Genomic DNA, 14,653 nt, shown 5'->3' on the forward strand with positions numbered 1-14,653 from the left:
TTGTTCATTTCCCCTTTGCCGACGGCAGGATGACCGTAACAGTCGTGCCTTTGTTTGGCGTACTTTCGATCTCGATTTCTCCGCCTAAATTCGTCACAATCCCGTAGCAGACCGAAAGCCCGAGACCAGTCCCTTTGCCAGGAGGCTTGGTTGTATAAAAGGGCTCCAAAACATGGGGCAAATCTGCTGCGGGTATACCGCATCCATCATCTCTGATCCACAGACGGATTCGATCATTCGATGGAGAATCAGTTGCGATCTCAATATTTCCTCGCTCCTGGGTCGCGTACAATGCATTGGTTAACAGATTGAGCAAGATCTGCTGAAGTTGTCCAGGCGTAGCGAGAAGAAACGGAGCAGAGGCCAATAGAGACTGGCTTACCGTTACCTGTTTGACACGTATTTCATGGGACAGGAGAATGAGAATGTCTGATAACACTTGATGAATATCTACTTTTTCTACGGTAATTGGTGATTTCCCCGAAAAGTGCAGCAATCGGGTCGTAATTTCCTTGCAACGGTTAATTTGTTTGTCCATCGTGTCCAAGTATTGGGTAAGCTCTCCTGTATCCTGTAACTCTCGAATATCCTCGTCCACGAGACGGTCTCGCAAGTCTTGTCCATACAACGACAGAATACCTAGTGGATTATTGATTTCATGAGCAATGCCCGACGCCAAGAGTCCAATAGCAGCGAGCTTGTCTGCTTGTGCGATAGCGGCTTCTAGCTCTCGTTTCTCCGTGATGTCCTCGATGACCTCCAGAAAAGCAGACGATTCTTTCTCCGGATGCAGAGGGAAAACCTGATGTCGATAAGAACGGACACGTCCATCCTGATCGACTCTGGAGGAAATAAGGTCTGTCTGCCTTTGGTTTACCATTTGTCGCGTTCGGAGCATGCAACTACTGCATGAACTGAATTGCTGACCAATCGTCTGAAGGCAGTCTTTCCCCAGAAGATGAGCCGCATCCTGAAACCACGCCGACGCTGTTTGATTAATCCAGCGAATGCGAAAAGATTCATCTACGAGAATCAACCCCATCCCCATACCACTGACGACGAGATCAAGCCGTTTCTTTTCTTCGAGAAGCTGATTGGTCTTCATCTCCAGATTCTGTGCCATTTCATTGCAGGACGCTGCTAGCCTGCCAATTTCATCTGAGGTCGTCACTGGTATTCGTACGGATAAGTCGCCACCTGCGATTTTTTGCACAGCTGATTCGATCTTTTCCATTAATCGGCTAAACGAGACAGAGAATACAATGCTAATCCCCAGAACGATAAGTGCGATGAATAAGGTCGTAAAGAGCAGAGATTGTTCCAATTTTGAAAAGGCAGCAAACGCCGTTTGACTCGACTGCTCCAGCATAATGACCCAATGTGTGACAGAAGAGCGCATGGCATAGTTGACCATGACATCTCCATTGGAAGCTTGATACGTACGGATAACAGGCTTGTCAGTTCGATCTGGTAGTGTCCAGGAGGGAGGAACCGCTTGTTCATAATAGGTCAAAGAGCCATCAGAAGGCTTGCCCAGCATAAACGGATCGGCAAACACGTCGCTTTCCCCATCTGTGACGAATAAATAGGCCTCGTTTTCATATCGAGCTCGCAGTGTGACTTGTTCGAGCAACTGTTTTACATTGAGCTTTGCGTACATGCCGCCTTTTACACCGTTGGCAGATACATGAGGGATCGCTACAGTTACCAGCAGCTTCCCTTCTGCTGATCGGACAATGCTTCCGATGTATGTTTTTCCCGACTGGATGGTTGTAAGAAGTTGCTTGTCTCGCTCCCTCGGTGTGTCCAGCTTTTGATGTTTCCAGCGATTCAGCAAATACTGCGGCTCTCCATCCTGATTAAAAAGCGCGACTTCCTCCATGTAAGGAGAAGTTTTCAATAACGTATTCAGCAAAAAATAAGCATCCTCATCATTAGGGCGTTCATTGAGAAAACGCTGCTGAACCACTTGCATGGATTGGGACGTATGTAAAAAAAGCATGTCTAACTGCGCCAACGTATTTTCCACGTAGATTTGATTGGCTCTGTCTACCTCTTCTCGAACCTTCTCTTTACTGGTATGCAAATTGATATAGCCAAGAATCAGAAAAGGGATGATGGACATGCATAGCCCAAACAGGAGCATTTTTGTCTTTAGTCGATTGATGCGCGGTAGTCTGCTCCCCCTCATTTGTTCCTCACTCCATACCATTCTTGTGCCAGTGACCACTGTTGATCGGTTACGGTAATAGGAAGCTTGGACAGGGAAGTGGCATTGACAACTAACCGTACGTCATCCGGCCATTCGATTGACAGATCTGTAGGAGGGACTCCATCCAACACCCGAGCCACCATATGAGCAGCCTGCATGCCTTGTGCATGAAAAGAAACGCCGTAAGCGGCATACAAACCAGCCTTCACCTGCTCGGGATAAGAGCCCATGACAAACAATTGCTTATCGATCAAAAGAGGTAAACAATCGGTAATCGCGTCTTCCAGAACATAGCTAGGTAAAGGAAGCATGGCGTCGTATTCTCCTGGAGAGAGCGTACTGAGCAACTGCTCCAATTCTTTTGGGGAAGCAACCTGCTTCACGTGCAAGCGAACACCAAGCAAGGAAGCAGCTGACCCTGCTTCTAAGATGGCTTGCTCTGTCGTAGGAGCATGAGAATCGGCAATGATCAGAATGCGCTTGGCATCAGGCAACAAACGAGTTGTCAGCTCCAATCTTTTCCCAATCACATTCATTTGGCCATTGCTGATTCCACACGTTACCGTCCCCTCGGTCTCAACAAGAGGTAGCTCGACCAATGAAGCGACACCAATAAAAACAACGGGAACCGTCGTTGACGCCTGTTGAATCAAAAAGGTCTCGTGCGCCCCTGTCGTGACGATTACATCCGGCTTTTTTGAAATCAAGCCCTGGACAAGGGAACGCTCCTCTTCTAGCGTCTGAACCTTATTCAAATAAACGGGCACATACTGAACGCGTGCTCCTTCACTGAGACCTAACGATTGCAATCCAGCCTTTAATCCAGCTACTTTATCTTTTCTATCCTCATTGGCAATCACAATTCCTATCGTGTAAAGATCGACGTCCTGTTTTTGCTGACTACTGGACCAATCGAGCAGAGTTCCTGCCACTAACAAGATGAGAAAGAGGATTTTCCTTTGTTTCTTCATAGGTATCACATCCATCTCTCATCATAGCGGCAAATGATTGCAGAAAATGTGAATAATTAACAAACCTTGGTCAATGAATACGGATTGATCTAAATAATATGTTTTTCATATTAATCATGATCATTTTATATATTATTCATATTTAATGATACTTGTTATAATCTGTTTAAATTTGGAAGGAGGAAGGACTTCATGGAATATCGGAGACTTGGCAAAAGCGGCTTGTCCGTGAGCGAAATTGCATTGGGAAACTGGATCACTCACGGTGCTCAAGTAGATGACACCACAGCACAAGCCTGCGTACATGCTGCATTGGATGCTGGAATCACCACGTTCGATACTGCTGATGTGTATTCGGAAACGAGAGCGGAAGCGATTTTGGGTGAGTCTTTAAAGGGGATTCGTCGTGAAAGTATTGAGTTGTGCACGAAGGTTTTTCATCCGACCGGTACCGGAAAAAACGATCGGGGTCTCTCCCGTAAACACATCATGGAAGCCTGCCACGCTTCCCTTCGCAGATTGCAAACAGATTACATTGACGTCTATTATGCACACCGTTTTGATCCAACTACATCGCTGGAAGAAACATTTTTGGCCTTTTCCGATTTGGTTCGGCAGGGAAAGGTTCTCTATGTAGGGGTAAGTGAATGGACGGCAGAGCAAATAAAGCTGGGAGCTGCTTTGGCAAAGGAATATCGGGTTCCTCTCGTAGCCAGTCAACCTCAGTATTCCATGCTGTGGCGTGTGATTGAAGCCGAGGTCATACCAGCGTGCGAGCGTGAAGGAATCGGACAAATTGTCTGGTCACCACTGGCGCAAGGCATTCTTTCCGGAAAATATACACCCGACAAGCCAATACCCGAGGGCTCCCGAGCAGCTTCGACCGCCGGATCTCCCTTTTTCGATAAACTGGTCGGACAATGGTTGCAAAAAGAAGTTCTTCAGGTAATAGAGCGAATCAAGCCGATCGCACAAGAAGCTGGTTTGACGCTTCCGCAGCTTGCCGTTGCATGGGTTCTTCAAAACCAGCATGTATCCTCCGCTATTATTGGTGCCTCGAACCCCGAACAGATCAAAGAAAACGTCAAAGCTGCAGGAGTCAAGCTAGATACGCAGGTCATGCAGCAAATCAATCACCTATTAGCTGGCGTCGCAGAGTTTGACCCTAAGAAAACGGGCTAAGATGTCGTTTCTTCCATCACATCCAGAAAATTTGCCAGAACAGGCTCGCTTCTATCTGTTTTCCAAGCGGCATAGAGTGGGACTTGCGGCGGCTCTTCGATAAAAGTTCGGAATACGACATCACTGCGTTGGAAAACAGCTACCGAAGAGGGAACAATGGAGATACCTATACCAGCAGCTACCAGATTCACAATCGTATACATTTGAACAGCTTCCTGCACGACGCGAGGTAAAAATCCATGTTGCCTGCAAAAATTTAAAATGAGGTCATGAAAAGAAGTCCCCATCCGATGCGGAAACAAAATAAAGGGCTCGTCCGCTAATGCCTGTACAGAAAGAGCTGGCTGTATGGCAAGGGGATGATTCTTGGGCAGTACGGCGACAAGTGTTTCGTTGGTAAACAAGCGAGAAGTGATATGGATGGACGGTTCTGCCACCCGCAGGAAGCCAACATCAATTTTACCGTCCTGTAAAGCTTTCCGTTGTTCGGCAGATGTCATTTCTAATAGAGACAGCTCCACCTCGGGAAAACGCTCACGAAATCCCTTTATGACATTAACCAACATACCGCCCACTGCCGAATCTACAAATGCAATGGACAAATGTCCAATTTTCCCTTGACTTGCCTTTTTTGTTCTCGTAACGGCTCGTTCCAACTGGGAAACAATTCTTCTGGATTCATCCAAAAAAATCGCACCTGCTGCCGTAAGACGAACCTGTCTCTTGGTCCGCTCCAACAGCTTCACACCAAGTTCTTCCTCGAGGCTTTGAATTTGTTGAGTCAACGGTGGTTGCGTCATATTCAGTTTACTCGCAGCGCGATTGAAATGCAGTTCCTCTGCTACTGCAATAAAGTAGTGTAGTTTTTTCAAGTCCACGATTACGCTATTCCCTCTTTCCTAAAGCGTTATGAAAAAAGCGACAGCAACGCGCTGCCGCTTTTTCCTATTCAGCGATTACGGAGTGCTGTTCGGTGTATCCCCAGGGATCCGCGGCACATCCGGCTTGCCTTCCGAGTTGTTGTACAAATACGTCGGTACATCGCCAATAATCAAGGAATGAGTGATCGGGATTTTCGTCGTGACCGTCTGCTTCTCAGTCGCAAAAGGGATAACGATGCGCAGATCGACCTCCACGAAAATATATACCGTCGCCAGCACCATATTGATGCCTGCTTCCTTCAGCTCTGTCTCCAGCTTGGTCTTGACCGAGCCGATGGGAACGAAAGTCACTGGCAAATTCGGCCCCATTGATGCCAAAAAGGAGTTCCCGGTAGCCAAACCAAGCGGGATCGTACGGTCTACTTTTTCTTGCTCGAACTCTTGGAGCTTGTTCTGGACTCTCGCTGTTGTTTCGCCCACGATTCTCGCATATTCCTTGAAGTTGAACTGATACGCCTGAATCTGCCCCTCGTTGTTCTTCTCAATTTTGACAATCTGATTGAAGTCGACGCCTTGTTGCGAAATCCGCTTGGTTACGGCATCTGTTATCGCTTCTTTCGCCAATTGCTCGGCTTTTTGCGTAGCCAGAATCAAGAGAGTAGGCTCCAATCGATTTTGCAAAAACACGAGTGTCTGTATCGTCAAAACAAAAAAGATAACCAACGCGATCAAAAACGCTTTCGTACGTGAAAGCGGGTTTCTCCAACGCCGACGGGGTCGAAATACGGCCAATCCCGACACCTCCCAACTGGTACATCCTATGGTTAGAAGGTGGAAAAAAGACTACGTGTATCGAGAGGCACTTTTCTATTTTTTAGGAGAAAAAACGAGATACAAGCCAAATCCGATCAGTCCTGCGACAAACATCAATTGGGCAAAGACCAGCATCCCAAATAAAGTGAAGGCACCCGCCAAGAACGGAGCCATGAGAAAACCAGCGAAGAACCCGCTTCGACTCAAGAACCCCTGCACCCCCATCACCTTGCCGCGCAGCTCGTTTTGGGCTTGTTGCAAAAGTGTGCTCTCATAAACTTGTGCTGCGCCGGAAAATAGACCCGCGAAAATCAAGAGCAAAAGTACAAATACAGCATGGTTTGCCGCGAATGCCCCTACAATCCCCACGGAAAAAACAGCATAAGCGACGAGCATCCCGTTCACCAGCTTCACCCGCAATCGAGCTGCCACATAGGAGCCAATCAAGCCTCCGACACTCATCGCCGTCCACATTAATCCGTGCAGAGTAGCGTCATTACCACGCAATTGATCCGCTAAAAAAGGTAACCCGTAATTATACGCAGACGTACTCAACGATACGAGAAAAGCTAACAGGCTAATTGTCAGAAGCACGGGTGTATCCCGCAAGTAACGAAGAGTGACACGAAAGCTGCTCGCAGCTTTTGATGTAGCTAGCGCATTGTCCCCCTTCTCCTCCCAACGAAGTCTCGTCAGAATCCATGCGGAGAAAAGAAAGCTGGCGGCATCCAAAACGATCACAATTGTAAAACCATAGTGATCTGTCAGCCATCCTCCCAGCAGGAAGCCCATGATGCCTACCAATGACTCCAGCCTGACCTTTAATCCATTGACGTGAACCAGTTGCTCACTCCCAAATATTTGTGGCAAGGATGCCTGAAAGCTAATATGAAACAGCGTATACAGCATTCCATTGAGAAAAGCCGCTGCGATTAATACATACGGCGTCGGATAAAAAGCGATGGCCAAAATAGCAAGACCGGCCCCCAAGTCGCTTGCGATCATGGTGCGTCTTCTGTCCATTCGATCAGCCAATATACCTGCCAAGGGGCTAAACAGCATCCCCCCTAGTTGCCTTGCAACGAAAAAAGCGGTCATCCAATACGCACTATGTTCAAATGTAAAAATCAACGCGCTACACGCAATCAAATTCATCCGTGATCCCAAGGATGACAACGCATTGACATACAAATACCATTTCTTATTCATCTACATCCAAACCTCCCGATCATGACAGGGGGTTTGAATCAACGCCCCCCTCTAGTGGGTGCGTACACTGATTATGGCAGTTGACATGCGCATGCCTCCTCTTGAATGAAAATCAGAAAAAGCTTATGTTTCTCGAACCATTCTGAAGGGGGACGCTTCCCCAAATCGTCCTGTACGGCATTTGTTGCCGTACTTCCATAATAGGTGGTGAGTCAGCTGATTGTCGATAGCACAAAAAAGGACGCTTTTTCTTGAAAAGCGCCCCAATCTCAAGTAATCCTGTTGATTTACATTGTAATAATAATGGTAAATAATTCCCTTTTGGACGAGCTCAGTCTATCACTACTCTTGAAATTTGATCATATGGTGTAGGGAGTATGATTTTCGTTTGGGAGGTTATTTATGAATCTGGAACGTCTGGAACATGCATTTGGCTCCCTCGTTTCGCCTACTCCTGCCCAGCTTAGACACGCTCTCATTTCCCTGTCTCCCTGCATGGAACAACTCGGTCCATACATCCCGGAGCCGCTAAATTTGCCTTACGGACGCAAAGTATTATTCTCCACGCCACATGTAGAGGTTGTCTTGATCCATCTGCCAGCAGATCAGGAATCCATTCCGCATAATCACGGTGACTCTTTTGGATGGGAATTAGTAGTCTCAGGCACGTTAACAAATATGATTTATGTCCAAACGAATATTGAAAATGAAGTTCAACGAGCACAAACCACTCATGTCAGCACGGGTGAATACTATTTTGTAGAACCTGGGGAAATTCACGCCATTCGCAACAATGGACAAAGTCCAGTTGTTTCCGTAAATGTTTACAGTCCTCCATTGCGTAATTGCCGCCAATATTGCCCCTTTGAACCGACAACGTAATACTGTTTTTTTTACAGGTTTTCTGTTATTTCCGACAGCTCATCCGCAGAGCTGGCTACCTGTGCAACCGCTTGGTTCATATCTTCCATGACTTTGAAGAAGTTTTCCAGCTCCCGCTGAATCCGTGAGCTCTGTTCTTTACTGTCTGAGACAGCGCTCATGATTCCTTCAAAAAAGGCATTCGTCTCGTTTACTACCGCAGTGCTCGATTGGACCAGCGCTTGAATTTCAACCACGACAGACGAGAGGACCACTGTCTGTTGGTTCGTCTTTTCGATCAGCTCACGCACACCGAAAACCGACTTTTTGGTCTGTTCTGCCAGCTTGCGTACCTCATCGGCTACGACGGCAAATCCACGTCCCTGTTCGCCAGCACGTGCTGCTTCAATCGCAGCATTTAACGCCAAGAGATTTGTCTGCTCAGCAATTGCCGTCACGACCTCTACAATCCCTTGGATTTTTTCTGCGTTTGCCTCCATCGCGTTCATTTCTTCCGAGATTTGCTTGACACTGCTCTGAATCAAACACATTTGTTCCTGTTGCTTTTCCAGCTTTTCTTTGCCTTCACGGGACAGGTCTTGTGCTTTCGTGGAAAAGCCCGTGCCATTTTCAGCAAAACGAAGAACTTCTCTCGACTGTTCAGTCAATTGCACAACAGACGCGCTGTTTTCTTCTGAGACCGCTGCCAGCTCATGCGCAGAATTGGTCAGGAGGATTCGCAGCTCGTCCTTTTTGTCTTGTTCCACTTGCCGCGCCTTTTCATGCTCGTTTTCATATTCCTCCAGCACAATTTGCTGTTCGATGCTGAGAATCTTCGTGACTGCCTTGAGGGCTTGTACGAATTCGTCCTTGTCCGCGATGTTTTTTTGCAAGAGATCAATCAAGGAAACCATCATGTTTTGGAATGCACTCAAGTACCATTTTGGTTCCAAGCCAATTCGCATATGAATAACCGCAATTCTACTGCGCTGTTCAATGTAAGCGCTGTCGATGCGTCCGCTAAACATTTCGCAGATATGGCGGTTCAACGTTAATTTCAACCGTTCAATCGTGCTATTTTGGTTTACAATCTTCATTAAAATCGGTTCTTTTTCAATACTGGCATAAAAGTAGTCGACAATAGCGTCAATATTTTGAATGATAAGTGGCTGAAGTGCTTTCACAATGGTCAGTTCTTCTTCGGTCAGATTGATCATTGCTAGTTGCTTTGCGAGGGTGCTTTTCCCTACAATATGCACTTCCCCCTTTTCCTTCACCCCCTGAAAAAAAGATTCACTTTTTCCTTTCCCTTTCAACCCAAAAAGGGTGGAAAACGGACATGTGCTCATAGCCTGAACTCCTTTTATCCGAGTACATATATCTCTGGAATATCCTTTCAATTATATACCCCTTTACAAACGGGTGTAAACCGCCCACCTTGTCCATGGGCGGTTGTATGAGCCTAGCTACGCCTACATTTCCGCTTTCCTCACAACTACCCGTTGCAGCTTCCAGCTTGTCTTGTCCCATTTCCAGTACGACTCCACATACGCGATCGTATCGGCGTTGGCAACACCACTGACTCTCTGTTCCCCTTTTAATTCACAGATGCCATCGCGGTTCTCATCGATGGGCTTGAGTACGCTGAACGTGTTAGGGAGGACCTCTACTGGAGAAACCAGCTTCCCATTCTTGTATACACCATTTTCTTCATAGATTTTTTTGCGATCAGACAAATCGAGAACGACAGTCTCCCCCGTCTCCTTAATCGTCAATGGCACTTTGTATTGATCCTGATAGGAGCCCGAAATCGTCAAGGGCTGCGGAACTGGCAGAATCGCCGGCTTGTTGTCCTTGTCTGCGAACAAATAAAACTCAGACGTCCCTGCACTACCTCCAGTCGGTGCCTGAAGTAAAATTTGTTGCACACCCCCTCCGGTAAAATCACAGAAGAACATCTCCGGCTGATAAGCGCCATAAGGTGTTGTAAAAAAGGTTGTTTTTTTCGCAACGGGGTCTTGAACCATAATTTTCAAGTGTTCGAAGTAAGGACTGTCTGCCGCAAATCTCTTTCCTAGCAACGTAACGAGATCCGGTCGACCATCGCCTGTCACATCTTGCCGTTTGATCTGGATTTCCTCGAACACAGTCGGAGGCGGCTGTACCTCTCTCACCTCCAGGGCAAAAGCGGCTTGTCCCCACCCAGCGCCTGTCAACATCCATAAGATACAGCCGATCATACCTACCCTCTTGCTAGTCCTCATGTCGATACATCCACCTTTTCATCTGTTCAGGTTATCTGTAGTATGCAAAAAATGGCTTTGGTCAAACCGTCCTAAACGGTAAAATAAGAGAGAGGGATCGTAGAAAGTGAGGAACACTATGGCAATGAAACGTGCGGTATTATTTGGAGCGACTGGACTCGTCGGTCGTGCATTGCTACAGCTTCTCTTGGAAGATGACGCATATGGAAAAGTCATCGCTGTCGTCCGCAACGAGCTCCCTTTCACGCATCCTCGCTTGCAGACAGTCGTCATTGACTTTCGTCAGTTGGGAGATTGCCGACCGTTTTTAGAAGGAGCAGACATCTATTGCTGCTTGGGAACAACCATGAAAAAGGCTGGAAGTCGCGAAGCGTTTCGCAAAGTGGATTATCAGTACCCGCTCGAAATTGCTCGTATGGTAAAAGAAGAAGGAGCCAGCCAGTTTCTCATCATCACAGCAATCGGCGCAAATAGCCGATCCGTCTTTTTCTATAATCGTGTAAAAGGTGAGCTGGAGGAAGCACTGCGCGAATTGGCACTTCCGAGTCTGCATTTGTTCCACCCTTCGCTTTTACTAGGTGCGCGACAGGAACACCGTCGCTCGGAAGAGCTCGGTGCGAAGCTATCACACTCACTCTCGTTTCTCTGGATCGGGCCGTTACGCGCCTATCAGCCTGTCACAGCAACAGATGTCGCAGGAGCCATGCATCACACCGCTTCTCTTGGACTGGCAGGTGCGCATGAATACGAATCAAGAGAATTACCACAGCTAGCCGCAGCGGGAAAAAGGACAAGGTGACGTTCATACGTATAGAATGAAGACTTTCATCGAGGAGGCGAACTTGCATGACGACTCCCAAGCAACAGCGTGCATCACAGGCTCCGCCTAGCCGCCGAGCACTTCGTTCTGCTTATGAATTGATTCTCACACAGATCTGGCCCCGTCTGCCCTCCGAAACCGAATCCACTTGCAGGAGAATCAATCATGAAGATCAGACTCGTACAAAACGGAATCATCACTGAGATAGAAGACATCGAAGAGGCTGCTACTCCACCTGTGAACGGGTTTTACTGGATTCATGCCGCTCCATTCGATTTGGATATTTTACAGCCGCTGTTCGGACTGCATCATCTGGCTGTCGAGGACTGCATCGACGAGGAAGAACAGCGGCCCAAGCTGCAAAATTACGATGATCATTACTTTATGGTCATCAATGGCATTACCTTCCACAATCATGATATCTTCTTGCGCGAGATCAATATTTTTTTGGGCAGCAGCACCATTATCACCGTAACGAAGCAGGAGGCCCCCGAATTCACTACCATGCTGTCGATCATCCGGGAAAAAGAAGTCAATCGCCCCGATGCGTTTCTGTACTACTTGGTAGATCAAATTGTCGATCGTTATTTTGATGTGACCGAAAAAATTGAGGACCTGCTTGAAGATCTAGAAGAACAAATTTTGATGCACACGAAAAAATCCCATCTGGATCAAATTATCGGGCTGCGCAGTGAAATCTTGTACGCCCGTAAAATGCTCGTTCCCCAGCGGGATTTGATTGACGCCCTACATAAAAAAGAACTCCCGCTGATTCAACCTTATCTGCGGAAGTACTTTGGCGATATTGTAGAGGATGCCAGCAAAATTGTAGAGAGCTTTGAAGCTTTTCGCGAGCTCATCGGAAACTTGCGCGAAGCGTATCAAGCGGCGCTTGCCGGCAGAGCCAACGATATTATGCGTGTTTTTACCGCCCTGACGACGATTTTTATGCCGTTGACGATTGTGACGGGTATATACGGGATGAACTTTGATGTGATGCCCGAGCTGCGTTCACCCTACGGCTACTACATCGTGCTGGGATGTATGGCTGCCATCGGCACGACGATGTTTATCATTTTCAAAAAGAAGGACTGGCTCTGATTATACCAAATCGCCACAGGCGATGATCATGAGCGTCAGCATTTTGGACAAGTCACACTCATAGGGATGCTCGATATCCCGACCTTCTTCATCCACCAGGACTCTGACGATCGGACGGCTCGGCATTCCTTTGTTCGAATCGACGACGACACCAGACATACCATTGTTCAGGCTGACGGTCAGACCAACAGGGTAGAGTGCAATCGTATTTCGCAAAGCCTCTACATACACATGGTCAAACAGTTTACCTGAACCGGAGTAGAGCACCTCCATCGCTTCGTGAGGGAGCATTCCTCGACGGTATACCCGATGCGACGTCAGGGCATCGAATACATCAGCCACTGCCATCAAGCGACCAAACGGATGAATCTCTTCTTTTTTCAGGTGCCGTGGATAACCGGAGCCATCCCAGCGCTCGTGATGCTGAAAAGCGCAGTGGGCTGCAAGCAAAGGGATGTCGTCTTGCCGACGCAGCATTTCAAAACCGATCTCCGTATGTCTTTTCATGATTTCATATTCTTCTTGTGTAAGGCGGCCCGGCTTTTTCAAAATGTTGTCTGGGATATGCACTTTTCCAATATCGTGGAGCATACCACCAATACTAATCTCCAACACATCTTTTTCCGAACAGCCAGTATTTATGGCGAGAGCTGTGCTATACAAAGCAACGTTAAATGAGTGCGTGAATATGTAATTGTCGAAGGCGCAAGCATCTGCCAATAAATTCATGGCTGAATCACTACTGTTTAATTCATCCGCAACGGTTTGCATGACATCCCGCAGCTTACGTCCCAAACCCTTGTCCGAAAAAAGCTGCTGCCATTTGTCCGGGACTTGATGAACGGTTCGGAATGTATCGTGAATCATGGACATTGCTTGTCTGCGAGTATTTTCGGAAATGACTGCCTCCACAATGATATCATCCGTGCGCTTGTCTTGGATGTAGAGACTGTTCACGTTTTTGTTTTTAAGTCGAGTTATCATTCGTTGGGTTAGCTCTACTCCGGCGCCAACGAGAATCGTTCCATTCTCTGTATAGATGGAACGAGCCAGTTTATCACCCGGCTGGCATTTTTGAATGGATTTCAGTCGCATTTCCTTTCCTTCGCCTTTCCTCAGGGTATCCCTATTATAGCGTGATTCGACTTGATTCTACATGAAATTTTTTCTAGATTTTCATTTCATGTCTACCGAGGAAAGACACTGGAGACGAGTTTGTCTGGAAGAATCCTTGTTTGAAAGGGAGATGATCGTATGTCACTTATTGAAAAAGAATTAACGCTGCCTCTTTCATTATGTGATCAGGATGGCCGCTTGCTTCCCGAAGCGATTGGCTGGTCCCGTTATCCGTTGCATGACTGCCAATTTAGCGGGCATTGGCTTCGCCGGAAAAAATGGAATTTTTGGTTTATCACCGCGCCTGAATGTGCGATGTCGATTGCGATGGTCAATCTGGATTACGCTGGCATTGTCTTTGTCCATTTTATTGATCTAGCGACAGGGGAGACCGCGGACAGTGCCGTAACGGTTCCTTTTGGTGCAGGGATTCGACTGGGTGCCACCGTAGATGAGCCATGCCATTTTGCCAGTCGCAAGCTCTCTGTCTCCTTTCAGCCAGGAGCCAGCGGAACGAGCGTAGAAGCGTCTGCCATTTGTCCCGGTAATAAAACTCTCTCGCTCGCCATCGTGATTGATCCGTCATCCGAGTCCTTAAATGTCGTGATTCCGTGGAGTGCGGAGCGCTTTCAGTTCACATCGAAGCAAACGGCCCGGCCTGCGCACGGCACCATCGCCTATAACGGGAAAACCTATTTGCTCGATCGGCAGCATGCCTTTGCCAGTCTGGATTTTGGACGTGGAGTTTGGCCGTATCACACTCGTTGGAACTGGACGACCTGCTCTTTCCGTCACGCGGAGGGTGTCGCAGGCTTTAACTTTGGTAGAGGCTGGACGGACGGAACGGGTATGACAGAAAATGGCTTGATGATCGATGGTGTCCTCTACAAGCTGAGTGAACAAATTCGTTTTTCCTACGATCCTGACAACCGGATGCTCCCTTGGACACTTGCGAGTGAAGAATCTTCTGCGGTACGCCTCACCTTTACGCCGCTCTTTGCTCGAACCGAGCACAAAAATTTTGCATTGGTGCGAACGACTCTGCATCAAGTAATCGGCCGTTATGACGGGACGCTCTCAACACCTGATGGAAAAACGATTGCGGTGCAAAGCAAGATCGGAATCTGCGAAGAACAATCAGCCCGTTGGTAAACAAGGCCCGAGAAAACTAAAAAACCTTTGTCATGGGACAAAGGTTTTTTCTATAGGCAAACCATTTGTTG

13 protein-coding genes are annotated in these 14,653 nt (G+C 47.4%); 5 read left to right on the top strand and 8 right to left on the bottom strand.

The genetic code is table 11. From position 1 onward, the window contains the following. Positions 1–4: 4 nt before the first annotated feature. Together ACFVS2_RS14310 and ACFVS2_RS14315 are read right to left on the bottom strand one after the other, a co-directional pair. The gene (locus tag ACFVS2_RS14310) at positions 5–2,191 is read right to left on the bottom strand and encodes an ATP-binding protein (protein ID WP_390234896.1); all 2,187 of its coding nucleotides are present in this window, start codon (positions 2,189–2,191) and stop codon (positions 5–7) included. Beyond that, a complete protein-coding gene (locus ACFVS2_RS14315) occupies positions 2,188–3,183 on the bottom strand; it encodes an ABC transporter substrate-binding protein (RefSeq protein ID WP_390234899.1) in 996 nt (331 codons plus the stop codon). The genes ACFVS2_RS14310 and ACFVS2_RS14315 overlap by 4 nt, the downstream gene beginning before the upstream one ends. Before the next feature lie 192 nt (positions 3,184–3,375). Here ACFVS2_RS14315 and ACFVS2_RS14320 point away from each other — a divergent pair, with 192 nt between their 5' ends. Then, positions 3,376–4,365: an aldo/keto reductase family protein gene (locus ACFVS2_RS14320; protein WP_390234901.1), complete on the top strand. Its 990-nt coding sequence runs from the start codon at positions 3,376–3,378 to the stop codon at positions 4,363–4,365. Here the strand turns inward: ACFVS2_RS14320 and ACFVS2_RS14325 are convergent. From ACFVS2_RS14325 to ACFVS2_RS14335, 3 genes are all read right to left on the bottom strand, one after another. Further along, positions 4,362–5,243, bottom strand: coding sequence for a LysR family transcriptional regulator (locus tag ACFVS2_RS14325; protein ID WP_390234903.1), 882 nt, complete (start codon positions 5,241–5,243; stop codon positions 4,362–4,364). The genes ACFVS2_RS14320 and ACFVS2_RS14325 overlap by 4 nt on opposite strands. A gap of 78 nt (positions 5,244–5,321) precedes the next feature. Beyond that, positions 5,322–6,047 (bottom strand): sporulation protein YunB, encoded by a 726-nt coding sequence (gene yunB, locus ACFVS2_RS14330; protein WP_173616520.1) that lies wholly within the window; start codon positions 6,045–6,047, stop codon positions 5,322–5,324. Between the two features lie 66 nt (positions 6,048–6,113). Beyond that, positions 6,114–7,268 (bottom strand): MFS transporter, encoded by a 1,155-nt coding sequence (locus ACFVS2_RS14335; RefSeq protein WP_390234905.1) that lies wholly within the window; start codon positions 7,266–7,268, stop codon positions 6,114–6,116. 402 nt (positions 7,269–7,670) lie between these two features. Between ACFVS2_RS14335 and ACFVS2_RS14340 the strand changes: the two genes are divergently transcribed. Then, on the top strand, positions 7,671–8,150 hold the full coding sequence (locus ACFVS2_RS14340) for a cysteine dioxygenase (RefSeq protein ID WP_390234907.1): 480 nt from the start codon (positions 7,671–7,673) through the stop codon (positions 8,148–8,150). Between the two features lie 11 nt (positions 8,151–8,161). Here the strand turns inward: ACFVS2_RS14340 and ACFVS2_RS14345 are convergent, their stop codons facing one another. After that, positions 8,162–9,478, bottom strand: a complete 1,317-nt coding sequence (locus ACFVS2_RS14345) for a globin-coupled sensor protein (protein ID WP_173616523.1) — start codon at positions 9,476–9,478, stop codon at positions 8,162–8,164. A 123-nt stretch (positions 9,479–9,601) separates the two neighbouring features. Then, a complete protein-coding gene (locus tag ACFVS2_RS14350) occupies positions 9,602–10,393 on the bottom strand; it encodes a hypothetical protein (RefSeq protein ID WP_390234909.1) in 792 nt (263 codons plus the stop codon). Between the two features lie 118 nt (positions 10,394–10,511). Between ACFVS2_RS14350 and ACFVS2_RS14355 the strand changes: the two genes are divergently transcribed. Both ACFVS2_RS14355 and corA read left to right on the top strand, forming a co-directional pair. Then, entirely contained in the window at positions 10,512–11,192 is a 681-nt protein-coding gene (locus ACFVS2_RS14355) for an NAD(P)H-binding protein (RefSeq protein ID WP_390234912.1), read from the top strand. Positions 11,193–11,378: 186 nt separating this feature from the next. Beyond that, positions 11,379–12,314, top strand: coding sequence for a magnesium/cobalt transporter CorA (gene corA, locus ACFVS2_RS14360; protein WP_390234915.1), 936 nt, complete (start codon positions 11,379–11,381; stop codon positions 12,312–12,314). Here the strand turns inward: corA and ACFVS2_RS14365 are convergent, their stop codons facing one another. Beyond that, on the bottom strand, positions 12,315–13,409 hold the full coding sequence (locus tag ACFVS2_RS14365) for an HD-GYP domain-containing protein (protein WP_173616526.1): 1,095 nt from the start codon (positions 13,407–13,409) through the stop codon (positions 12,315–12,317). Between the two features lie 159 nt (positions 13,410–13,568). On the opposite strand from ACFVS2_RS14365, the gene ACFVS2_RS14370 reads away from it, so the two are divergent. Continuing rightward, positions 13,569–14,582 carry a DUF2804 domain-containing protein gene (locus ACFVS2_RS14370; RefSeq protein WP_390234917.1) on the top strand — a complete coding sequence of 338 codons (1,014 nt, stop codon included), beginning with the start codon at positions 13,569–13,571 and terminating at the stop codon, positions 14,580–14,582. Positions 14,583–14,653: the final 71 nt, after the last annotated feature.

Origin of the sequence: Brevibacillus sp. NPDC058079 (assembly GCF_042885155.1) — a bacterium.
Taxonomy (GTDB): domain Bacteria; phylum Bacillota; class Bacilli; order Brevibacillales; family Brevibacillaceae; genus Brevibacillus.

Excerpts from the sequence above, each read along its gene's own strand:
- ACFVS2_RS14310 (WP_390234896.1), bottom strand. The coding sequence starts at position 2,191 with ATGAGGGGGAGCAGACTACCGCGCATCAATCGACTAAAGACAAAAATG.
- ACFVS2_RS14315 (WP_390234899.1), bottom strand. The coding sequence starts at position 3,183 with ATGAAGAAACAAAGGAAAATCCTCTTTCTCATCTTGTTAGTGGCAGGA.
- ACFVS2_RS14320 (WP_390234901.1), top strand. The coding sequence starts at position 3,376 with ATGGAATATCGGAGACTTGGCAAAAGCGGCTTGTCCGTGAGCGAAATT.
- ACFVS2_RS14335 (WP_390234905.1), bottom strand. The coding sequence starts at position 7,268 with ATGAATAAGAAATGGTATTTGTATGTCAATGCGTTGTCATCCTTGGGA.
- ACFVS2_RS14340 (WP_390234907.1), top strand. The coding sequence starts at position 7,671 with ATGAATCTGGAACGTCTGGAACATGCATTTGGCTCCCTCGTTTCGCCT.
- ACFVS2_RS14345 (WP_173616523.1), bottom strand. The coding sequence starts at position 9,478 with ATGAGCACATGTCCGTTTTCCACCCTTTTTGGGTTGAAAGGGAAAGGA.
- ACFVS2_RS14350 (WP_390234909.1), bottom strand. The coding sequence starts at position 10,393 with ATGAGGACTAGCAAGAGGGTAGGTATGATCGGCTGTATCTTATGGATG.
- ACFVS2_RS14355 (WP_390234912.1), top strand. The coding sequence starts at position 10,512 with ATGGCAATGAAACGTGCGGTATTATTTGGAGCGACTGGACTCGTCGGT.
- corA (WP_390234915.1), top strand. The coding sequence starts at position 11,379 with ATGAAGATCAGACTCGTACAAAACGGAATCATCACTGAGATAGAAGAC.
- ACFVS2_RS14365 (WP_173616526.1), bottom strand. The coding sequence starts at position 13,409 with ATGCGACTGAAATCCATTCAAAAATGCCAGCCGGGTGATAAACTGGCT.
- ACFVS2_RS14370 (WP_390234917.1), top strand. The coding sequence starts at position 13,569 with ATGTCACTTATTGAAAAAGAATTAACGCTGCCTCTTTCATTATGTGAT.